Origin of the sequence: Streptococcus parasanguinis (genome assembly GCF_047465465.1) — a bacterium.
Lineage (GTDB): Bacteria > Bacillota > Bacilli > Lactobacillales > Streptococcaceae > Streptococcus > Streptococcus parasanguinis_AI.
The window spans coordinates 572,308-596,434 of record NZ_JASGZU010000001.1 but is presented as its reverse complement, the minus strand read 5'-3'; the positions used below and the strand labels follow the sequence as shown (position 1 = coordinate 596,434).

Below are 24,127 nucleotides of genomic sequence, written 5' to 3'. Positions count from 1 at the left end.
CTTAGGTGAGTACGGACGTCAGCGAACTTCTACGAAGTTCCATGACTAATTATTGAGCCTAAGGTCTCAATAATTCCGAGTGCCTGAAACGTTATTGTTTCAGGCACTTTTCTCACAGCGGAAAGTTTCGGTATTCCTCTGAATCGATATTAAAATTGGAACTCATTTTAATTTTTTTACAGAATCATTTAACTTATTTTACTTTAAAATAGTTTGTCTACATTCTATAACAGCGTCAGCTGTTTTTCTTTTGCTCCAAAAATTTATGAAAAAAACTTTTTAAATCTACTAGTTATTGGTAACAAAATGTGGTATGCTAAGGGGTAGAGAAACTTCAAGAAATGATTCAGTTTTGGGGGTGAGTTTAATGGGGAAGAAATTAGGAAAATCGGTTTTCACGACGGGAGTTGCTGCGACAACGGTCCTATCTGGAATGTTTCATCATAAGGCAAATGCTGAAGAGGTCAAACAAAATGAAAATCCAGAAACCAATAGTACGGAAGTAGTCGAAAAACCAATTACAGTTGATGAGTTGAAGCAAATAACTGCTCAAAAAGGGCAAGTGGTGAAAGATGTCCACTACCAAGAGCAAAAAGTGATCGATGCTCAGACGGATGTCAGGGCGGCTGGTCAAGAGTTGGAAGAAAAGAAAGCTGAAGTGACGGAGGCAGAAAACCTCATCGCAACGACTTCAAATGCACAAGTTCAGAACGCAGAAAATGATGTCAAGGTGGCGCAAGCCTATGTGACCATCGAAGAAAATAAGGTTCGAGAAGCAGAAGCTGCACATGACCAAGTCGTAGAGGCTGTTCGTCAACAAGAAAACCAGGTCACAGCTCAAGAATCTTTGGTTGACGTAGCACAAAATGAATTAAATCAAGCCAAAGCACCGATTTCAAATGATGAGAATGTGCTAAACCAGGCCTTGTTGGAGCAAAGCCAAGTCGAGCAAAGTATTCGAGAATCTCAGAGTTATCTCGCGACCTTGCAAGCGAGTCAGCAGAATGGGGCTGACACAGTCGCTCAAATTGAGAGTGATATTCAACTCGCCCAAACGCGACTCACAGACTTAAAGGCGGTCATTGCGACAAAAGAAGCGGAGTTGGCAGCCTTGGAACAAGCAGCGGCTAATAGCCCAGTTCAACTGAGCCAAGCAACCTACGAAGGCTACTTGCAACACTTGGCTGACAATGGCAATGAAGCTGCAGCAAGCGCTTTAGCCCTCTACAAGCGTGGTCGTGAAGAAGACGGCTTAACAGTTGGAGAGTCTGGATCCTTGCAAGCCAACCTTCGGGCTCTTGAAATCGCAGATGCCATTAATAGCTATCGTCGCAATGCAGGTTTGCCTGAATTGGAGCTGGATCCTTATTCCCTTCCTGCCAGTCAAGTTCAGTTGGAATACTTCAAAAAAGCCAACTGGCATATGTTTAAGTATTTGCCAAACGAAAACATCGCCTATGGCTTCTCGCCTGCTGGTGCAGTAGACTTTTGGTACAATGAAAAAGCGGCTTACCAAGAAGTGGCGGGTCAATATGGTTTACCAACAGACGAAACACAAATCGATGCCAACGACATCTATATGAAGATTGGGGCTGAGGCCTTTGCTAAGGTTGGTCATTACCTCCAAATGGTGGACAACAAAGCAACGGCTTTATCAGTGGCTTATGACCCAAGTAATGCCATGTCAGAAGCAGCTTTCTTACATAACCCGGTCAATTCAGCAGTGTCAACCAATGCGCTTGCTTACCAATTGCGTCAGGGAGCTGGTGCTACAACGACAAGATCAGATGTCAAAGCAAAATCTGATGAAGTCGCTAACCTCAAGCTGGACAAGGCCAATCAAGAGTCCCAAATCATTATCTTGCAAGGCAAATTAGAAGATGCCCGCCATACTAATTCAAATGTGGAAGTAGAGATGGCCAATGTGCAAAAAACCATCCAAAACTACAAAATTCTTCTTGTCAGCAAGGATCATGCAGTTGAAAAAGCAAAAGCGACTCTTGATGTATCTCGAGGTCGGATTGAAGCAGCTATTCAACCAAAAGAAGCAGCGCTTCAAAAAGCGAAAGATTTGTTAGCAGCTGCGCGTGAGAAATTAGATCTTTTAAAAGCAGAAGAAGCAGAAAAAGCCCAAGTCGTTCAAGAAGCGCATGAGGGCTTGAAGGCGGCGCAAGAACGCTTGGTTGCTGCTGAAAAACGTCTTTCTGACTTTAAAAATGCTCCAGAATTATTGGTCAAAGCCCAATCCGTTTTATCAGCTGCGGTGGCTAATTTAGAAAATAAAAAAGAAAAATTAGAAGCCGAATTCACTACTCTTCAATCTTATCACAGTGTCGTGGAACTATTGAATTCTCAATATGAAGATCTTGCGTCACGAATGGATCCAGCTATTTTAGAAGCAGCAGATATGCCAATGGATATCCGCTCAAGCAATCCAACCACTTTTTCGGATAGACCAACAGTTCTTCCAACAAGTACCAATAGTCCGCAAGTGCAAGCACCAAAAGCTACTCCAGCTCCAAAACAAGAAGCCAAAGTAGAAGAAATCAAACCCAAAAAAGAAAACAGCCAAGCTGTGGCAAGTGCAGATTCTTCCAAATATGCAGTAGCAACAACAGGTGTAGTCGTTGGGCTACTTGCCGGATTGTTTGGTTTCAAGAAAAAGAAACAATCTTCAAATAATGATTAAGACATACTGAGAATAGAGTGGATGCATATACACTTTATTGCTTAAAATCTTTAGAGAAAATTTATGAGGGTGGGACAAGAACTCTTTTAACAAAATGAGTTCTTTCCGGCTCTTTTTTTGTACTTTTTTTGAATTTTTGAAAGAAAGTGATAGAAAATGATAAAAATTGTTGACATTTTTTAAAGAAAGAGTATAATGGTTTTTGTAATCGATTGCAAAAGGAGGAGAAATGCTCAAGTCTGAACGAAAACAATTTATCCTCGAAAAGGTATTAAAGGAAAAGTTTGTTTCCTTAGAAACTCTTGTGCAAGAGCTGGGAACGTCTGAATCAACCGTTCGACGTGACTTGGATGAGCTAGAAGCTGAAAGCAAACTTCGTCGGGTTCACGGCGGTGCGGAAAGCCTGCATTTTCTTCAAGAGGAAGAAAGCAATAAAGAAAAATCTATCAAAAACATTCAAGTTAAATCAAAAATTGCGGTAAAAGCGGCGGAGTTGATCAAAGATCATGATGTCATCTTTATCGATGCTGGGACGACCAATGAACTCTTGGTACAAGAAATTGTCAATCCAACGGTAACTGTGGTGACCAATTCGATTCACCATGCGACCAAGTTGGTCGAGCGAAATGTTCCGACGGTCATCATCGGTGGGAAGGTAAAATCTTCTACAGATGCTAGTATCGGAGGGATCGCGCTCAATCAAATCGGTCAGTTGAATTTTGACAAGGCCTTTCTTGGAATGAATGGAATCGATGATGAATTTTACAGCACTCCAGACCTGGAAGAAGGATCTGTCAAGCGTGCGATTATCGAAAATGCAAAAAAAACTTATATCCTAGCGGATGATTCGAAAATTGGGGTGACGTCTTTTGTCAAAGTGGCTCCGATCAAGCGAGCCATGATTATCACCAATCAATGTGAACCGCAACGATTAAAGGTTTTAAAAGAAAAAACGGAGGTTATAGAGGTTTGATTTATACAGTAACACTGAATCCAGCGATTGACTATATTGTTCGTCTCGATCATGTAGAGACCGGGGCGGTCAACCGGATGGCTTCGGAAGATAAATTTGCCGGTGGTAAGGGAATCAATGTCAGTCGTGTCTTGAAGCGTCTCGATATCGAAAACACAGCGACTGGATTTATCGGTGGTTTCACAGGACGCTTCATTGAAAACGTACTGACTAGCGAAGCCATTTCCACCAACTTTGTGACAGTGGACCAAGATACCCGGATCAATGTCAAGATCAAAGCCGATGAGGAAACGGAGATCAATGGGAACGGCCCAGAAGTAACGGAAGCGCAGTTGCAAGAATTGCTTAGCATCCTATCAAGCTTAACAGCAGATGATGTGGTAGTCTTTGCAGGGTCTGCCCCATCTTCACTTGGAAATGCTGTTTACAAAGAATTGATCGCAGCAACTCGTGCGACAGGTGCACAAGTCGTTTGCGACTTTGAAGGGCAAACCTTGATTGATTCCTTGGAGTTTAATCCGCAATTGGTTAAACCAAACAACCATGAGTTGGGAGCTATTTTTGGCGTGACCTTGACGGAATTGCCAGAAATCGAACGCTATGCCAAAGAAATCTTGGCCAAAGGAGCTCAAAACGTCATTATTTCCATGGCGGGTGATGGTGCTCTCCTTGTCAGTCCAAGTGGCACTTACTTCGCAAAACCAATCAAAGGGCAAGTGAAGAATTCAGTCGGAGCTGGCGACTCAATGGTAGCAGGCTTCACTGGGAAGCTCGCAACGACAGGAGATGTCATCGAAGCCTTCAAATGGGGCGTGGCTTGTGGAACAGCGACCACCTTCTCAGATGATTTGGCGACAGCGGACTATATTAAAGAAACTTATGAAAAAGTAGAGGTAGAAAAACTATGAAAATTCAAGACGTTTTAAATAAAAACGTGATGTTGTTTGATCTTCAAGCAACAGATAAAGAGGGCGTGATCAATGAAATGGTCCAATCGCTCGTTGACAATGGTGTGGTGACAGATTTTGAAACTTTTAAAACTGGTATCATGAACCGTGAAGCACAAACTTCAACTGGTTTGGGTGATGGGATTGCTATGCCTCACAGCAAAAATGAAGCTGTCAAAGAAGCAACGGTCTTGTTTGCAAAATCAAACAAAGGTGTTGATTACGCATCACTTGATGGGCAACCGACTGATTTGTTCTTCATGATCGCAGCTCCAGAAGGAGCAAACGACACTCACTTGGCAGCCCTTGCTGAATTGTCTAAGTACTTGATGAAACCAGGATTTGCGGACAAACTTCGCCAAGCAAGCACTCCTGATCAAGTGATCGCAGCCTTTGATGCAGAAGAGCAAGAAGCTGCCGCTGAAGAAGCGAAAAAAGCAGAAGCGGTCAAAGAAGCAGCTTCATCTGACAAACCGTTGATCGTTGCTGTTACAGCATGTACAACTGGTATCGCTCACACTTACATGGCAGAAGAAGCCCTCATCAAAAAAGGTGAAGAAATGGGTGTTACGGTCCGGGTTGAAACCAACGGGGCATCTGGTGTCGGTAACCGCTTGACAGCTGAAGAAATCGCCAAAGCTGAAGGGGTTATCATTGCGGCAGATAAGGCAGTTGAAACAGCTCGTTTCGATGGCAAAAAATTGATCTCTAAACCAGTTGCAGCCGGTATCCGTCAAACAGAAGAATTGATCCAAACCATCTTGGATGGCAAAGCAGATGTCTTCCACGCAGAAAATGCGGCAGAAGCTAGCGCTAGCCAAGAAAAATTGAGCTTGGGTGGAGCCTTCTACAAACACTTGATGAGTGGGGTTTCTCAAATGCTTCCATTCGTTATCGGTGGTGGGATCTTGATCGCCCTTGCCTTCTTGATCGACCAAATCATGGGTGTGCCAACTGACCTTGAGTCTTTGAAACAACTTGGTTCTTATAACCAGCCTGCTGCTTACTTCATGACTGCCGGTAAAGCTGCCTTTGGTTTCATGTTGCCAATTCTAGCTGGATTTATTGGATTCTCTATTGCAGAAAAACCAGGTTTGGTTGCTGGTTTTGTAGCTGGTGCTATTGCTGATAGTGGTGCAGCCCTTGGAAATGTTGCATACGGAGTTACTAAAGCAACTATTCCTGCCGCGCAAAGTTCCGGTTTCCTTGGAGCCTTGGTTGGTGGTTTCCTTGCAGGTGGAGTGATTCTTGTTCTTCGTAAGGTTCTTGCAGGCCTTCCACGTTCACTAGACGGTATCCGTTCAATTCTTCTCTTGCCATTGCTTGGTATTGGACTTACCGCAGCAATTATGTTTGTATTGAACATTCCAGTGTCAGCAATTAATACTGGAATGAATACTTTCCTTACAAATCTTGGAGGAAGTTCAGCAGTTCTTCTTGGTCTTCTTGTCGGTGGTATGATGGCTGTCGATATGGGTGGACCAGTTAACAAAGCAGCTTATGTATTTGGTACAGGTACGTTGACAGCTTCAGCTCTTTCTGGCGGTGGTTCAACCGTTATGGCAGCCGTTATGGCAGCTGGTATGGTTCCTCCATTGGCAGTATTCGTAGCTACAGTCTTGTTCAAAGATAAATTTACTAAAGAAGAACGCGATTCTGGTTTGACTAACATTGTTATGGGTCTTTCCTTCATCACAGAAGGTGCCATTCCATTTGGTGCAGCTGACCCAGCGCGTGCGATTCCAAGCTTCATCGTAGGTTCATCTTTGACAGGTGCCCTTGTTGGTCTTGCAGGCTTGAAATTGATGGCTCCTCACGGAGGAATCTTCGTAATCGCCCTTACATCAAATCCACTTCTTTACATCTTGTTCGTATTGATCGGTGCAGTCGTAAGTGGTATCTTGTTCGGATTGCTTCGCAAACCTAAAAATTAAACATAACTAAAAGGTTGGGCATTCCCAACCTTTTTTGTTGCGTAAAAACACCAACTAGTGATGAAGTTGCTTATCTCTATAGATTTCGATACAATTATTATAACTTTTCCTTTTCAAGGAGGACGGATCATGAAAAAAGGGAAATTGGTCATTCTTTTAGCAATCACTTCTGTATTAGCAGGAGGTGTGATTATCGCTAGTCAAAAACAAAATATCTTTTCAAATGACACGCACCCAAGTAAGCAACTTAGCGCTAGAAAGAAGCAACTAGCTTATTTAAAGGAACACGAAAAAGATATGGCCGATTTTGTAAAATCGATGAGCCCGAAAGTTGATAGTGTCCAGTTTGATTGGGATAGTATGGAAGTTGGTCAGGTAGGCAATGGGACACCTCATGGTGGTGGCTATATGTTAACACTGAGAGGAAAGGTGAATCAGAATAAACAAACGAAATTCATGGTTGGTTTTTCTTTAGATAATGCTAACAGCACACCAAAGGAATTTGGAATTTATGAGATGCAACCGGTAAGAATTTATAGGGATGGCGGTTGGTATTATTATGACTAATCGTCATTCAAAAGCCTTTATCTTGTTTTTTCGAGCATGACAAAAGGATCATAAGCCAAAAAAGTTAATAATTGATCAGAAATAGTTATCCTCTATCTAAAAAATGGCCAGACTTCCCCGGACTTTTCTTCTTGTACTAGCGAAAAATTCACCTCATTCTACATTGGTATCTTGAGCCGAATTATGGTATAATAAGCATAACGCATATTTTTAGGAGAATAAAAATGGATATTCAACGTGAAAAAGAATTTGTCAGCCAATACCACTATGACGCTCGTAATTTTGAGTGGGAAAAAGAAAATGGCATTCCCGAAACAAAAGTAGATGTAAACTTTCAATTAATCAATCGTGATCAACAACAAAACACAACGTCTTTGATTGTGATTTTGAGCTACATGATTGTATTTGACGGTTTTGTGATCAGTGGAACTATCACTCAAATTAACCACTTGTTTGGTCGTTATGTCAATGAACCAAGCGAATTCAGCAAAGATGAAGTGGAAGAATTGGCTCGTCCTTGCTTGGATATGCTCAACCGTTTGACTTATGAAGTTACAGAAATTGCCCTTGATTTACCGGGTATTAATTTGGAGTTTTAATCAATGAAATTAGCAGTGATTACAGATTCGTCTGCCTATTTACCGCAGCACCTTCTCCATCACGACGACTTATTTATTTTAGACATTCCGATCTATATCGATGGAGAATCCTATGTGGAAGGGAAGAATCTGACACACGACGAGTTCTATCAAAAGATGGCTGCGTCTAAGGAATTACCAAAGACTAGCCAACCGAGTGTGGCAGCGTTAGAAGAACTCTTATCTGGTTTGACAGCTAAAGGTTATACGCATGCTCTTGGTCTCTTCTTGTCATCAGGCATCTCTGGATTCTACCAAAATATCCAATATTTGAAGGATGAATTTGAAGGCTTGACCGTCGAATTTCCTGACTCAAAAATCACTAGCGCTCCATTAGGAATGATGGTAGAAGATTGCTTGAAATGGGCTGGTGAAGGTCGTTTGTTTGATGAGATTGTGGCCAATGTCCAACACCAGATTGATGGGACCACTGCCTATATTATGGTCGATGATTTGAATCACTTGGTCAAGGGGGGACGCCTGTCAAATGGCGCTGCCATCATTGGCAATCTCTTGAGTATCAAGCCGATCCTTCACTTTAATGACCAAGGTGTCATCGAAGTTTTTGAAAAAGTCCGTACGGAAAAGAAAGCCATGAAACGCTTGGTGGAAATCGTTGATGAAGGACTCACCGGAGGTCATTACCAAGTCTTTATCATCCATGCTAATGTACCTGAAAAAGCCGAAGCGCTTCGTCAGATGTTGGTGGCTGAAGGGGTAGAGGGAGAAATTCCTTTTGCTACCTTTGGAGGCGTGATTGGGACGCACTTAGGTGACCATAGCTTAGCAGTTGGGTATATCCCTATCGTTTAAGGAGAATTCTATGTCAATTAAAGTCATTATTGCAGGTTTCAAGGGAAGAATGGGACAAGCAGCCTACAAGATGGTTTCTGAAGACCCTGAGCTAGAATTAGCCGGCTTGATCGATCCATTTACTGATGAGACAGAGGTTGCAGGAGTCCCTGTCTTTAACCGCAAAGAAGATGTCGTAGGTCTAAAGGCAGATGTTTGGGTGGACTTTACCATGCCAAAGGTTGCTTACGAGAATACTCACTTTGCAATTGAAAATGGCTTTGCTCCTGTTGTGGGGACAACTGGCTTTACGCCTGAGCAGATTCAGGAATTGACAGAGCTTTCTCGCGAAAAGGATTTGGGTGGCTTGATTGCTCCGAACTTTGCTATTGGAGCTGTGCTCTTGATGCAATTTGCAGCGCAAGCAGCCAAGTATTTCCCAAATGTGGAAATCATCGAATTGCACCACGATAAGAAAAAAGATGCACCGAGTGGAACAGCGATTAAGACCGCTGAGCTGATCTCTGAGAAGCGCGAGAAAATCCAGCAAGGTGCAGCAGATGAAGAAGAGTTGATGCCTGGAGCAAGAGGGGCAGATTTTGAAGGGATGCGCATCCATTCGGTTCGATTGCCTGGCCTAGTCGCTCACCAAGAGGTGATTTTTGGTAGCCAAGGCGAAGGCTTGACTCTCCGTCATGATTCCTATGATCGTGTTTCCTTCATGACAGGAGTAAATCTAGGGATTAAAGAAGTTGTCAAGCGTCATGAGCTTGTCTATGGTTTGGAACATTTACTATGAGATTAAAAAAGATGCCTTCTGAGTTTCAGGAGGCTTTACCAATATTAGAGAAGATTAAAGCAGCTGGTTTTGAGGCCTATTTTGTGGGAGGATCTGTCCGAGATGCTCTCTTAGATCGTCCGATTCACGATGTCGATATCGCTTCCTCCTCTTATCCAGAGGAAACCAAGGCGATTTTTGATCGAACAGTAGATATCGGTATCGAACACGGGACCGTCTTGGTCCTTGAAAATGGTCAAGAATATGAAATTACGACCTTCCGGACAGAGGATGTCTATGTCGATTATCGCCGTCCAAGCTCCGTGTCTTTTGTCCGCTCACTAGAAGAAGACCTGAAGCGCCGTGATTTCACCGTCAATGCCTTTGCCTTAAATGAAAAGGGAGAGATTGTTGACCTTTTTCAGGGGTTAGAAGACTTGGAAAACAAAGTTCTTCGGGCCGTCGGGCTTCCTCGTGAGCGCTTTCATGAGGATGCGCTCCGCATCATGCGAGGCTTTCGTTTTCAAGCCAGTCTCGGCTTTGAATTAGAACCAGCAACCTTTGACGCCATGAAGGAGTGTGCTCCATTACTTGAGAAGATTTCAGTAGAGCGTACCTTCATCGAGTTTGATAAACTCTTGCTTTCTCCATACTGGAGACAGGGCTTGGAGGCTATGCTGGCAAGTGGAGCCTATCACTATCTGCCAGAGATGAAGGATCGCAAAGAAGCGATCGAGCGTTTGTTTGACATAGAGTTGGAATATACCTTTTCAACTTCTGAGCAAGCCTGGGCTGCTTTAGTCTTAGCACTAGAGATTCAAGATATTCCAAGATTCTTTAAGAAATGGAAGACCTCTAGAGACTTTGCCAAGACGGTGGAGCAGATCGTGGAGATTCTTAAGCTCCGAGAAAATGGAAGTCTAGACAAGCGTGCCTGCTACAAGTATGAGAAGCATTTGTTGCTAGTGGCAGAAGAGCTCCGGGAAGCCTATGCCTTGAGTGTGGATTATTTGGCCATCGAGCGTGTTTATGATAGCTTGACCATTCATGATAAGCATGAAGTGGTGGTCAATGGCGGTATGTTGATCAAAGACTATGGTTTTCAACCAGGTCCAGCCTTGGGAGAGATTTTGACAAAGATCGAATATGCCATTGTCGATGGGGAATTGGCTAATGAAAAAGAGGCCATCATCGCCTATATCCAGCAAGTAAAAGAGGAGGAAAAATGAGCGATTTTATTGTCGAGAAATTAACCAAATCTGTCGGAGATAAGACCGTCTTTCGTGAGATTTCCTTTATTATTCACGACTTGGATCGGATCGGATTGATCGGGGTCAATGGGACTGGAAAAACCACTCTGTTAGATGTGTTGTCTGGTCGCTCTGGATTTGATGGAGATGTGAGTCCTTTTTCTGCCAAGAGTGATTATACGATTGGTTACTTGACGCAAGAGCCAGACTTTGATGATCAAAAAACTGTTTTGGATACGGTGTTATCTAGTGATTTGCGTGAAATGCAGCTGATTCGTGATTATGAATTCTTGATGGCGGATTACCGAGAAGAGAACCAAGCACGTCTGGAAAAGGTGATGGCGGAGATGGATTCACTTAATGCTTGGGAAATCGAAAGTCAGGTCAAGACAGTCCTTTCAAAACTTGGGATTGAAGACTTAAATGCAAAAGTTGGAGATCTATCTGGAGGCTTGCGTCGCCGGGTTCAACTGGCCCAGGTTTTGCTGTCTCACCACGACCTTCTCTTACTAGATGAGCCGACCAACCACCTAGATATTGATACTATTGAATGGTTGACCAATTTCTTGAAGAACTCTAAGAAAACCGTGCTCTTCATTACCCACGATCGTTATTTCTTGGATAATATTTCAACACGGATCTTTGAGTTGGATCGAGCTAGTTTGATTGAGTATCAAGGCAATTACCAGGATTATGTCCGCTTAAAGGCCGAGCAAGATGAGCGTGATGCAGCCCTTCTTCATAAGAAGCAGCAACTCTATAAGCAGGAGTTGACCTGGATGCGGCGACAACCCCAGGCGCGTGCGACCAAGCAACAGGCTCGAATCAATCGTTTCCATGATCTTAAGCAAGACTTGTCTGGCCAAAGCAACCAGACGGATCTAGAGATGAACTTTGAGACCAGCCGGATTGGAAAGAAAGTCATCGAGTTTAAAGAGGTGAGTTTTGCTTTTGAAAACAAGCCGATTTTACAGGACTTTAACCTCTTGGTGCAAAACAAGGACCGCATCGGGATCGTCGGGGACAATGGTGTCGGTAAATCGACCCTACTCAATCTGATCGCTGAGCGACTCCAGCCTCAGTCAGGGCAAGTGATTATTGGGGAAACTGTGCGGGTGGCTTATTTCTCTCAACAGATCGATGGCTTGGATGAGAGTAAGCGCGTGATTAATTTCTTACAAGAGGTTGCGGAGGAAGTCAAGACGACTGTTGGAACAACTTCGATCGCAGATCTCTTGGAGCAATTTCTCTTCCCACGCTCTATGCATGGAACCTTGATCGAGAAACTCTCCGGCGGTGAAAAGAAGCGTCTCTTTCTCTTGAAACTCTTGATTGAAAAACCCAATGTGCTTCTCCTCGATGAGCCGACCAATGACTTGGATATCGCAACCTTGACGGTTTTGGAAAACTTCCTTCAAAACTTTGGTGGGCCAGTTATTACCGTTAGTCACGACCGTTATTTCCTAGATAAGGTCGCAAGCAAGATCCTGGCTTTTGAAAATGGGGGCATTCGTGAGTTCTTTGGCAATTATACGGATTACCTAGATGAAAAAGCCTTTGAAGCTGCTCAAGTAACGGCCAGTCACAAGGTTGAAAAAGAGAAACCAGTTAAGCCAAAAGAAGAGAAGAAGCGCATGAGCTACATGGAGAAGCAGGAGTGGGCGAGCATTGAAGCAGATATCGAAGCCATTGAAAATCGGATCGCAGAGATTGAAGTGGAGATGAATGAAAACGGCTCTGACTTTGGCAAATTGTCAGCCCTTCAAAAGGAATTGGATCAGGAAAATGAGCGATTGCTTGAAAAGTACGATCGCTATGAATACTTGAGCGAATTAGATGAATAAGGAGGCCCTATGAATCAATTGAACCGGATATCCCTTGGGATTTCAGCCACTATTTTTACCATTATCGGTATCGTCTTGTTTATCAATCCGATTGAGCACATCGGCTCTTTTAGCTGGTTGATTTCCTGTGGTTTCTTTTTAATCTCCCTTTCGCGTTTTTCACGCTATTACCGATTGCGTCAGGCTGGTATCATTCAGCAGCAACAGCTCTTTCATAGTATGGTCGCCTTGGTTTTTGCGGTCTACTTACTGCTCTATGGCTACAAGACCTTGCCGATTGTCTTTCCAGTCACTTTAGGAATTTGGCTCATCTACCGTTCGATTCTAAACTTCCGAAAAGCCAATTTCTACTCGAGGAAGGTTGAGGAACTGTCCAAGCGTTATATTTTCTTTGCCTTGCTACAGCTCTTCATCGGTTTATTCTTAATTGTTAGTCCGCTTTCGATTAGCGTCTTTCTATTAAATATTATTGGCTTGATTTTCCTCATTTTAGGATTTCAATCCTTTAGTCTCTTGTTAAAAAGTTAAGAAAAGTTACGTGCAAACCTTTGCGTTTGATAAAAAGTCTGATATAATAGATCTGTAAGTGTTTACAAGTTTGAAAGGAGTTACAGATGTCTAAAAAAATTATTGGGATTGACCTTGGAGGAACTTCAATTAAGTTTGCCATCCTTACTTTGGATGGGGAAGTTCAAGAAAAATGGTCTATTAAAACAAATATCTTGGATGAAGGTAGCCATATCGTAGATGATATGATCGAATCCATCGCGCATCGTTTGAAGATGCTTGAGCTTGATGCTTCTGAGTTCCAAGGAATTGGAATGGGTTCACCTGGTGTTGTTGACCGTGAAAAAGGTACCGTTATCGGTGCCTACAACTTGAACTGGAAGACCCTTCAACCAGTCAAAGAAAAGATCGAAAGTGCCCTCCATATTCCATTCTTTATCGATAATGATGCCAACGTTGCTGCTTTGGGTGAACGTTGGAAAGGGGCTGGTGAAAACCAACCAGATGTCGTATTCATGACACTTGGTACAGGTGTCGGCGGTGGGATCGTCGCTGAAGGTCGTCTCTTGCACGGTGTACGTGGAGCTGCTGGAGAACTTGGTCACATCACGGTTGACTTTGATGATCCAATCCAATGTACCTGTGGTAAAAAAGGCTGTCTTGAAACGGTTGCGTCAGCAACAGGGATCGTCAACTTGACTCGTCGTTACGCCGATGAGTACGAAGGGGACTCTCAATTGAAAGTCTTGATCGACAACGGAGAAGAAGTAACGGCTAAAACGGTCTTTGACCTGGCAAAAGAAGGCGATGCTCTTGCTTTGATCGTCTACAAGAACTTCTCACGTTACCTTGGACTTGCTGCTGCTAACATTGGTTCAACCTTGAACCCATCTAAGATCGTTATCGGTGGTGGGGTTTCTGCTGCTGGAGACTTCCTCTTGGATGGTGTGCGCAAGGTCTTTGAAGAAAACTCATTCCCACAAGTGCGTGAATCTACTCAATTGGCACTTGCTACTTTGGGAAATGACGCCGGTGTTATCGGTGCTGCATCCCTTGTATTACAATAAGATGAAATGGAGATCTGGCTCGTGCTGGGATCTCCTTTTTTTCTGTCTCCTGTGATATAATGAAGACAAAACTGGATTCAAGGAGAGTATATGACAAAAGCAGATACAATTTTTAAAGAAAGCATTCGAAAGATCATGGAAGAAGGGGTCTGGTCAGAGCAGGCGCGCCCTAAGTACAAGGATGGTAGAACGGCCAATTCCAAGTACATCACGGGAGCCTTTATGGAATTCGACCTCGCAAAAGGCGAGTTTCCTATCACCACCCTTCGTCCCATCGCGATTAAATCAGCTATCAAAGAAATGCTCTGGATCTACCAGGATCAATCGAATAGCTTAGACCTTTTAGAAGACAAGTACAATGTCCACTACTGGAATGACTGGGAAGTGGGAGATAGCCGGACAATCGGTCAGCGCTATGGAGCTGTCGTCAAAAAGCATGACATTACGAATAAAATCCTCAACCAATTAGAAGCCAATCCTTGGAATCGCCGCAATATCATCTCGCTCTGGGATTATGATGCTTTTGAGGAGACCGACGGACTCTTGCCATGTGCTTTTCAGACCATGTTTGACGTGCGTCGCGTAGAAGGAGAGATCTATCTAGATGCAACTCTGACCCAGCGTTCTAATGATATGTTGGTAGCCCACCATATTAATGCCATGCAATATGTAGCCCTTCAGATGATGATTGCCAAACACTTTGGTTGGAAGGTAGGGAAGTTCTTTTATTTCATTAACAACCTTCATATCTATGACAACCAATTTGAACAAGCAGAAGAATTACTCCGTCGCGAGCCCTCTGATTGCCAACCGCACTTGGTCTTGAACGTGCCAGACGGAACCAATTTCTTTGATATCAAACCAGAAGATTTTGAACTGGTCGATTATGATCCAGTGAAGCCACAATTGAAGTTCGATCTTGCGATTTAGTGATAAAATCAAGGTTTTTCAATCCTTTTATTTAATAGGAAAATGGTTTTAAATTTAAAACGAACAAAGCTAAAAATTTATACTCATTTTTGAGTCAAAATGTTTTGAAAATCGTTCGGGTTTTGTTAAAATAGATAAGGTTTGGAAAAAACTAAACAATTTTAAAAAGAATGTTAATTTATAGATAAAAATGGAGGTCCATTAGATGGGGAAAGACTTATTTAATGATCGTATTAGCAGATTCTCAATTCGTAAACTGAATGTGGGTGTTTGCTCAGTACTTTTGGGAACACTTGTCATGGTTGGTACAGCAGCAAGTGCAGCTGCAGAAGAAAATACAGATACAACAAGTGAAAGTGTAGCAGCAGTTGCAACAGCGTCAGAAGAGCCAGCTACATCAACGGCTACAGCAACTTCAGCAACATCAACAGCTGCAACGACATCTACTTATGATGCAAACGCAGCAATCACTGCACCAGAGACTTCAACTGCTGCAGCAACATCAACAGCACCTGCTTCAACTAGTGAAGCAAGTAGCACAAGCACAGCAGCGTCTGTAGCCTCGACTGCAGCAGCAACATCAACTGCACCAAGCCTAGAAGTAACTACGCCAGAAAACAAGGCAACAGAAGCAGCTGCAACAGATAAGAAAGAAGAAGTGGCTGCAGGTGCCGAAGCACCAGCTACTGAAACTCCTGCTGTGACAGCAGAAACTTCTGGTCCTAAACGCCGTAATCGTCGTGCATTGGGTGATGCCAATGATCCAAGCTTGATTGGGGACGATGTAGAAGATGCAACTTCAACTCCAAAAGTTGAAAAACCTGGCTTTACAACAGATCTTGATGCCAAATCTATGACTAGCCAAATCTCTTGGTTGGACTTTGGAGATTTAGCTAACTGGACAGGAGCAAAAACAATCCAGGTCGCTAAAAATGAATTGAAGCCAAATGAGCTAGAAGAGGCCTTAGCACTTCAAGTTGGGGCTACTTATACCAAGGAAATCATGCCTGGTTATGTAGTCACTGTAAAAGTTAAGTCTTTGAAACCATTCCAAGCGACTGAAATCTATAAAAAACGGCTGGAAGAACAAGGGGCTACAGAAGCTGAAAAAGCGACCTATGATCCAAATGCAAAAAATGGATATGTAAAGGGTGTTACTTCACCAATTGCTAAGCAATATTTTACTGATGGTAAAGAAGCCGACGTTATCGCTGATGCCCAAAACCGTTGGACTGAAGTTAAACATGAAAACGTTGATACGAAAGCCAAAAAGACTACCATGGGTTCTGCATATAATGGTGGGAATATTGGAGTTCAGTTCGAAATCTCTGCAACCTTCCGTGGCAAGAAAGTTAAGCCAGCTATTGTTATGGCTGATGGTGAGTCTGCTAACCCTGGTGAATTTGTTATGTTCACTACCAACGGACAAGGTTGGCAGCACCTTGGAGAATGGAAGAAAACTACTAGACCAGCCACCTCTGTTCCTTATGAACCACAAGATACTGATAACCTTTTTGGTTCTAAACCTAAATATAATAACATTAACCTAAGACAACTCCGTGATAATTCTACTCAAGCTGGACCAGATAAGAAACCAGTAGCTTGGAAATATTTCGGAAATCCTGACAAAGTTACGGGTGGTCTAGGAACCGGTATCTTTGGACCAAACATTTCTGAAGGAAATAGAGCAGTTCCACTCGTAATGACGCGTGGAGCATCTGAAGTGGGACTTTATATCGCTTCAGCTGGTAAACAGTCTGCTATGCTAGGATTCTTCCCACTTGATGAAGGGGATGCTCCTGAGTCATATGGTAAGGCAGTTCATACCATTGCAACTGTAGACGGTGTAACTGGAGCTAAAGTAAATCAACCGTATCTTGGTAACGTGAGTCCAGATATGGATGAGAACACAACTCTGGACTGGTTCGGTGATGATAAGGCAACTACGGCCGATGAAGGAATTAACCAATTGCTTCCGGATGAACTCAAAGGGACAACCAATGAGATGATCAAGATGGATCGTACACGCCCAGGAAACTACAAGATGTCAGTTCAAGCCCATTTGGATGGAGCTTCAGAAGCACATATCTATGGTTGGGTAGACTTTAACCAAAATGGTAAATTCGATGAGGATGAACGCTCAAATCTCGCTACAATCACACAAGATGGCACTGTTGAGTTGACCTTTGCAAACAGCAAGACTTACATCGATCCTAGCGTCAACGAGCTTGGTGCTCGTGTCCGTATTGCTAAGAAAGCTACTGAGATTGAAAGCCCAACTGGTATGGCCTTCTCAGGGGAAGTAGAAGACTTCAAGACTCAAATCACCCACCCACCAAAAGGGGAATTCAAGGAAACTTCTGGTCCTCAAGCTACTAAACAAACAGCAACTGTAACCTTTACAGCACGTGGAGAGCACAAGTATGAACCTAACTCTCATGCAGTCATCGACGAGACAGTAGAACCATACATCGTTGATAAAGATGGCAACCGCGCAACTCTTGATGCAGATGGTTACTATGTCGTACCAGGTCAAGGGAAATACAAGATTACTGCCAACGGTAAAGATGTAGACGTTGAATTTATCCCTGAAGATAACTTCCTTGGAACAGCTGATGGTATTTCTATCCGTCGTTCAGATAACAACGGTTACGATACTGGTTGGTCAACCAAATTCCCAGACCAAGAACCAAACATTAATGGTCAGTTGAATACTATGGATGGTCAATACGTTCCAACAGTCACTCCAATTGAAATTGAAGGGGTTGACAAAACTTCGACTGATGTTCAAGGGGCAACTCAAAAAGAAACACCTACCTTTAATACAACTGCTACTAACTTAAATGGTGATAAGATTTCGATCACTCCAAGTGCAGAATACCCAGCTAAGTTGGTAGACCCAGCTACAGGTCGCACGACTGATGAGCCATCTGTAACAGTTGAAGGGGAAGGAACATACACAATTAATCCTACAACAGGTGAAGTAACCTTCACTCCAGAACCAAGCTTTACTGGTACAGCCAAAGGTGTGGATGTTACATTGTCAGCGCCAGTTGGACGCAATAAAAATGGTAAGGTTCAAGAGGAGTACGTTAAGACAGCTACAGCTAAGTACACTCCAACTGTCACACCAATCACAGTGACTCCTACAGACAAGGTTTCTGAGGATGTTCAAAATGTTCCTCAAACACAAACACCAACCTTTGATTTGAGTAATGATAAGACTGCTGAAATCACTAGTAAGAAATTGGTGGATCCCGCAACTGGTCAACCGACTGATGAAACAACTGTAACAGTAGCAGGAGAAGGTAGCTATACAATCGATCCTACTACAGGAGCGGTGACCTTCACACCTGAAAAAGACTTTGTTGGTACTGCAAAAGGAGTAACTGTTCAGGCAACTGCTACCATTACAAATGCCAATGGTAAGACTGCAACCATTACTTCAGATGCGACCTACACACCAACTGTTGTGCCAGCAGTTCCAACTGCAAACCCAGCAACTTCTAAAGATATCCAAGGTGCAACACAAACAGGGACACCAACCTTTGCAGGAACGACTGTTCAAGTAAATGGTGAAGATAAAGCTATTACCATTAAAGACAATAGTTACACATTGCTAGATAAAGATGGTAACGAAGTTTTAAGCACACCAGCCTTTGCTGAAGATGGTTCAACTGAAATTGGTACTTTCTCTATTGATCCAGCAAATGGTCAAGTAACTTTCACACCGACTGATAAATCATACACTGGTGCAGTCACACCAGCCAAGGTTCAAGCTGAAAGCTCAAACGGTATCAAGGTGGACACAACTTACACGCCTGAAATCGTTCCAGTAACCCCAACAGCAACACCAGCTGAAACAGAAGATATCCAAGGTGCCACTCAAACAGGTAAACCTGAATTCAAAGGTGGAACTGTAACGGTTGATGGCGTTGAAAAGACTGTTGAAATCAATGAAGACGTTCCAGCAAAATTCGACGACGGCTCAACAACTAAGACCGTTGAAGGTGTTGGTACTTACACAGTAGCAGCAGACGGTACTGTTACATTTGTACCAGAAAAATCATTTGTCGGAACTGCACCAGCCGTGACCGTTGTCCGCGAAGATAAGAACGGAACCAAAGCATCTGCGACTTACACACCAACAGTATTACCAGTAACCCCAACAGCTACACCAGCAGAAACAACTGATATTCAAGGTGCGACACAAACAGGTAAACCTGAATTCAAGGGTGGAACTGTAACGGTTGATGGCGTTGAGAAGACTGTTGAAATCAATGAAGATGTTCCAGCAACATTTGACGATGGTTCAACGACTAAGACTGTAGACGGTGTTGGTACTTACACAGTAGCAGCAGACGGAACTGTAACCTTTGTCCCTGAAAAATCATTCACAGGTAAAGCACCAGCCGTAACGGTTGTTCGTGAAGATAAGAACGGAACCAAAGCTTCTGCAACTTATACACCAACTGTGACACCAGTAACTCCAACTGCAACACCAGTTGAAACTACAGATATTCAAGGTGCTACACAAACTGGAAAACCTGTATTTACTGAAGGCGATAGCCGTGTGCCAATGAACGATGATGTTCCAGCAACATTTGACGATGGCTCAACGACTAAGACTGTAGACGGTGTTGGTACTTACACAGTAGCAGCAGACGGAACTGTTACCTTTGTCCCTGAAAAATCATTCACAGGTAAAGCACCAGCCGTAACGGTTGTTCGTGAAGATAAGAACGGAACCAAAGCTTCTGCAACTTATACACCAACTGTGACACCAGTAACTCCAACTGCAACACCAGTTGAAACTACAGATATTCAAGGTGCTACACAAACTGGAAAACCTGTATTTACTGAAGGCGATAGCCGTGTGCCAATGAACGATGATGTTCCAGCAACATTTGACGATGGCTCAACGACTAAGACTGTAGACGGTGTTGGTACTTACACAGTAGCAGCAGACGGAACTGTTACCTTTGTCCCTGAAAAATCATTCACAGGTAAAGCACCAGCCGTAACGGTTGTTCGTGAAGATAAGAACGGAACCAAAGCTTCTGCTACTTACACACCAACTGTGACTCCAGTCACACCGACAGCTACACCAGTTGAAACAACAGGTAAACAAGGTCAAACCCAAACAGGTAAGCCTGAATTTACTGAAGGCAACAGCCGTGTGCCAATGAACGATGATGTTCCAGCAACCTTCGATGATGGTTCAACAACTAAGACAGTTGATGGCGTTGGTACTTACACAGTAGCAGCAGACGGAACTGTAACCTTTGTTCCTGAAAAATCATTCACAGGTAAAGCACCAGCCGTAACAGTTGTTCGTGAAGATAAGAACGGAACTAAAGCTTCTGCAACTTACACACCAACTGTAACTCCAGTAACTCCAACTGCAACACCAGCTGAATCTACTGGACCTCAAGGTCTTGTTCAAACTGGCACTGTAACCTTCACTGAAGGTGATGAAGTAGCTCCAATTAACAAGGATTCGATTACTCTTCTTGATGAAAATGGTCAACCAGCAGCATCAGTAGAAGCGAAATCACCAGCAGGTAATGTGATCGGTACATACACAGTTGATAAAGATACAGGTGTAGTTACTTTCACACCAACAGATAAATCTTATTCAGGGGATGTTGTCCCAGTTAAGGTTCAAGCAGCTGATGCAAATGGAACTACAGTTGAAACAACTTATACACCGAAGATTACTCCGGTTGTTCCAACTTCTGAAGATGCTACATCGACAGATATTCAAGGTCAAACACAAACAGGTAAACCAACCTTCACCGAAGGAAATCCAAATGTTCCAATCGATGAAGATACTCCAGCCACCTTCGAAGATGGCTCAACTACGAAGACTGTCGATGGTGAAGGAACTTACACTGTTGCTCCAGACGGAACCGTAACCTTTGTTCCAGAAAAATCATTCACAGGAGAAGGTACAGGCGTAACAGTTAAACGTGTCGATAAGAACGGTACTCCAGTTACTGCTAAGTACACACCAACTGTGACACCGGTAACACCAACAGCAACTCCAGCTACATCAGAAGCACCTCAAGGTGTGGTTCAAACTGGAACAGTAACCTTCACTGAAGGTGACCCAGTTGCACCAATTGACAAAGATACCATTACTCTTCTTGATGAAAATGGTCAGCCAGCAGAATCTGTAGTTGCTAAATCACCAGAAGGTAAAGAAATTGGTACTTTCACAGTTGATAAAGAAACAGGCCTTGTAACCTTCACACCAACGGATAAATCTTACTCAGGTGATGTGGTTCCAGTTAAGGTTCAAGGTAAAGATACAAACGGAACAGTTGCTGAAACAACTTACACACCGAAGATCACTCCAGTTGTCCCAACTGCTGAACCTGCAACATCTACAGATATCCAAGGTAAAACACAAACAGGTACACCAAGCTTCACACCTGGTAACCCTGCAATCCCAATGGATGATGATGTGCCAGCAACCTTTGAAGATGGTTCAACTACGAAGACCATTCCAGGAGAAGGAACTTACACAGTTGCTCCAGATGGAACTGTAACCTTCGTACCAGAAAAAACATTCACAGGAACAGGTACAGGCGTAACAGTGAAACGTGTTGATAAGAACGGTACTCCAGTTACTGCAACTTACACACCAACTGTAACACCTGTTACACCAACTGCAACTTCAGCAGTATCTACTGATGTGCAAGGTGCAACTCAAACAGGTAAACCTGTATTTACTGAAGGCGACAGCCGTGTACCAATGAACGACGATGTTCCAGCAACATTTGACGATGGTTCAACTACGAAGACAGTAGATGGCGTTGGTACTTATACTGTAGCCCCAGACGGAACAGTGACATTTGTACCAGAGAAATCATTTGTTGGAACTGCACCAGCAGTGACAGTGGTTCGTGAAGATAAGAACGGAACCAAAGCTTCCGCAACTTACACACCAACTGTAACTCCAATTACTCCAACAGCAAAACCAGCTACATCAGAAGCTCCTCAAGGAATTGTTCAAACAGGCAAACCAACCTTCACTGAAGGGGATCCAATTGCTCCAATGAACCCTTCAACCTTGAAACTTTACGATGATTCTGGTAACCCTACTGATCAATTGAATGCCTTCTCACCTGCAGGAGATATCATCGGTATCTTCACAGTAGATAAAGAGAAAGGTGAAGTTATCTTCACTCCAACTAACAAAGCTTACTCAGGCGAAGTTCTTCCTGTAGGCGTTTCAATGGACGATGCAAATGGTACCACTGCACGTACAACTTACACACCTAAGATTACTCCAGTCGTACCAACAACAGAACCAGCTACATCAACTGATATTCAAGGTGCTACTCAAACAGGTAAACCAAGCTTCACAGAAGGAAATCCTGCAGTACCAATGGACAATGATGTACCTGCAACATTTGTTGATGGTTCAACTACTAAGGTTGTTCCAGGTGAAGGTACTTACACAGTTGCTCCAGATGGAACAGTAACCTTCGTACCAGAGAAATCATTTGTAGGAACTGCAACAGGTATCGTGGTGCAACGCCAAGATAAGAATGGTACAGTTGTGAAAGCTATGTACACACCAACAGTTACACCAGTAACACCAACCGCTACTCCAGCAGTATCTACTGATGTACAAGGTGCAACTCAAACAGGTAAACCAAGCTTCACAGAAGGTGACAGCCGTGTGCCAATGAATGATGAAGTTCCAGCAACATTTGATGATGGATCAACTACGAAGACAGTTGAAGGAGTTGGTACTTACACAGTGGCACCAGATGGAACAGTAACTTTCGTACCAGAGAAATCATTCGTAGGAACTGCACCAGCAGTGACAGTTGTCCGCGAAGATAAGAACGGAACAAAAGCATCTGCTACATACACACCAACTGTAACTCCTGTGACTCCAACAGCTGAACCTGCAACATCTACAGACATCCAAGGTCAAACCCAAACAGGTAAGCCAACCTTCACACCTGGTAACCCAAGTGTGCCAATGGATGATGATGTACCAGCAACCTTTGAAGATGGATCAACAACTAAAGTTATTCCAGGAGAAGGAACTTACACTGTTTCTCCAGATGGTACAGTAACCTTTGTTCCAGAAAAATCATTTACAGGAACTGGTACAGGCGTAACCGTGAAACGTGTTGATAAGAACGGTACACCAATTACCACTACTTACACACCAACTGTAACACCAGTTACACCAACTGCAGAACCAGCTACTTCAATTGGTAAGAAGGGTGCCACTCAAACAGGCAAACCAACCTTCACAGAAGGCGATAACCGTGTACCAATGAATGACGGAGTTCCAGCAACCTTTGAAGATGGTTCAACAACTAAGACTATTCCAGGAGTTGGTACTTACACAGTAGCACCAGACGGAACAGTAACCTTCAAACCAGAACCTGAATTTACAGGAACTGCACTAGCAGTGACAGTGGTTCGTGAAGATGTGAATGGAACAAAAGCTTCTGCAACTTACACACCAACTGTCCTTCCAATCACTAAATTTGTTGATAAAGAAGGTAAGGAAATCCCAGGATATCCTACAGTTGATGGAGAAGAACCAAAAGCTGAAATTCCAGGTTACCGCTTTGTGGAAACGAAGAAATTGCCTAATGGTGATACGGAACACGTCTATGAAAAAGTTACAACTTCATACGTAGACGAAAATGGTAATCCTATCCCTGGCAACCCTACAGAAGATGGGGAACAACCGAAGAAAGAAATCCCAGGTTATGACTTCGTGAAGACTGTTGTAGATAAAGATGGAAACATTCAACATATCTACAAGAAGACTGTGACTCCAACTCCAACGCCGGATCCAACTCCGACACCAGAGCCACAGCCTCAACCACAGCCTCAACCACAGCCTCAACCACAACCACAGCCTACACCAGAACCAAAATCAGAAGAGCCAACTATTCCTGTCATTCCAGAAACGAAAGAAGAAGTGAAGTATATCGATCCACAAAATCCTACTGCACAACTTCCAAATACAGGAACAAAAGAATCTTCTACTGCTGGTCTTGCAATCTTTAGTGCTTTAGCAGGTCTCTCATTATTCGGATTTGCAAAACGCAAAAAAGAAGACTAAGCTAACTTGTGGCTAAGAAAAACCGCGAAAATCTCGCGGTTTTTTCTGTTTGTATTTGAAAAAATATCCTCCAAACTAGATAGTTGAAATCAGTCTTTTATA

Annotated in this window: 14 protein-coding genes; all 14 read left to right on the top strand. The window is 43.2% G+C overall.

Annotation, left to right across the window (positions count from 1 at the left end; genetic code table 11):
- Nucleotides 1-367 precede the first annotated feature (367 nt).
- The 14 genes from QM351_RS03010 to QM351_RS02945 all read left to right on the top strand — a co-directional run bounded on the left by QM351_RS03010 (nt 368) and on the right by QM351_RS02945 (nt 24,025).
- Nucleotides 368-2,689, top strand: a complete 2,322-nt coding sequence (locus QM351_RS03010) for a CAP domain-containing protein (RefSeq protein ID WP_343093256.1) — start codon at nt 368-370, stop codon at nt 2,687-2,689.
- Nucleotides 2,690-2,918: 229 nt separating this feature from the next.
- The gene (locus QM351_RS03005; protein WP_003001800.1) at nt 2,919-3,662 is read left to right on the top strand and encodes a DeoR/GlpR family DNA-binding transcription regulator; all 744 of its coding nucleotides are present in this window, start codon (nt 2,919-2,921) and stop codon (nt 3,660-3,662) included.
- On the top strand, nt 3,659-4,570 hold the full coding sequence (gene pfkB / locus QM351_RS03000; protein WP_414326480.1) for a 1-phosphofructokinase: 912 nt from the start codon (nt 3,659-3,661) through the stop codon (nt 4,568-4,570). The genes QM351_RS03005 and pfkB overlap by 4 nt, the downstream gene beginning before the upstream one ends.
- Nucleotides 4,567-6,543, top strand: a complete 1,977-nt coding sequence (locus QM351_RS02995) for a fructose-specific PTS transporter subunit EIIC (RefSeq protein WP_414326478.1) — start codon at nt 4,567-4,569, stop codon at nt 6,541-6,543. The genes pfkB and QM351_RS02995 overlap by 4 nt, the downstream gene beginning before the upstream one ends.
- A 129-nt stretch (nt 6,544-6,672) precedes the next feature.
- Nucleotides 6,673-7,110, top strand: a complete 438-nt coding sequence (locus QM351_RS02990; protein ID WP_049493031.1) for a hypothetical protein — start codon at nt 6,673-6,675, stop codon at nt 7,108-7,110.
- A 224-nt stretch (nt 7,111-7,334) separates the two neighbouring features.
- Entirely contained in the window at nt 7,335-7,709 is a 375-nt protein-coding gene (locus QM351_RS02985; protein ID WP_009731099.1) for a DUF1149 family protein, read from the top strand.
- Between the two features lie 3 nt (nt 7,710-7,712).
- Nucleotides 7,713-8,561: a DegV family protein gene (locus tag QM351_RS02980; RefSeq protein WP_009731098.1), complete on the top strand. Its 849-nt coding sequence runs from the start codon at nt 7,713-7,715 to the stop codon at nt 8,559-8,561.
- A gap of 10 nt (nt 8,562-8,571) precedes the next feature.
- Nucleotides 8,572-9,339, top strand: a complete 768-nt coding sequence (gene dapB / locus QM351_RS02975; protein WP_272106743.1) for a 4-hydroxy-tetrahydrodipicolinate reductase — start codon at nt 8,572-8,574, stop codon at nt 9,337-9,339.
- Nucleotides 9,336-10,547, top strand: coding sequence for a CCA tRNA nucleotidyltransferase (locus QM351_RS02970; RefSeq protein ID WP_414326475.1), 1,212 nt, complete (start codon nt 9,336-9,338; stop codon nt 10,545-10,547). The genes dapB and QM351_RS02970 overlap by 4 nt, the downstream gene beginning before the upstream one ends.
- Nucleotides 10,544-12,412 (top strand): ABC-F family ATP-binding cassette domain-containing protein, encoded by a 1,869-nt coding sequence (locus QM351_RS02965; protein WP_371605185.1) that lies wholly within the window; start codon nt 10,544-10,546, stop codon nt 12,410-12,412. Before QM351_RS02970 ends, QM351_RS02965 begins: the two co-directional genes overlap by 4 nt.
- Nucleotides 12,413-12,421: 9 nt before the next feature.
- Nucleotides 12,422-12,940: a hypothetical protein gene (locus tag QM351_RS02960; protein ID WP_024055631.1), complete on the top strand. Its 519-nt coding sequence runs from the start codon at nt 12,422-12,424 to the stop codon at nt 12,938-12,940.
- Between the two features lie 86 nt (nt 12,941-13,026).
- Nucleotides 13,027-13,986 (top strand): ROK family glucokinase, encoded by a 960-nt coding sequence (locus tag QM351_RS02955; RefSeq protein ID WP_021153285.1) that lies wholly within the window; start codon nt 13,027-13,029, stop codon nt 13,984-13,986.
- Nucleotides 13,987-14,076: 90 nt separating this feature from the next.
- Entirely contained in the window at nt 14,077-14,916 is an 840-nt protein-coding gene (locus QM351_RS02950; RefSeq protein WP_371585019.1) for a thymidylate synthase, read from the top strand.
- A gap of 205 nt (nt 14,917-15,121) precedes the next feature.
- Nucleotides 15,122-24,025 carry a CshA/CshB family fibrillar adhesin-related protein gene (locus QM351_RS02945; RefSeq protein ID WP_414326472.1) on the top strand — a complete coding sequence of 2,968 codons (8,904 nt, stop codon included), beginning with the start codon at nt 15,122-15,124 and terminating at the stop codon, nt 24,023-24,025.
- Nucleotides 24,026-24,127: the final 102 nt, after the last annotated feature.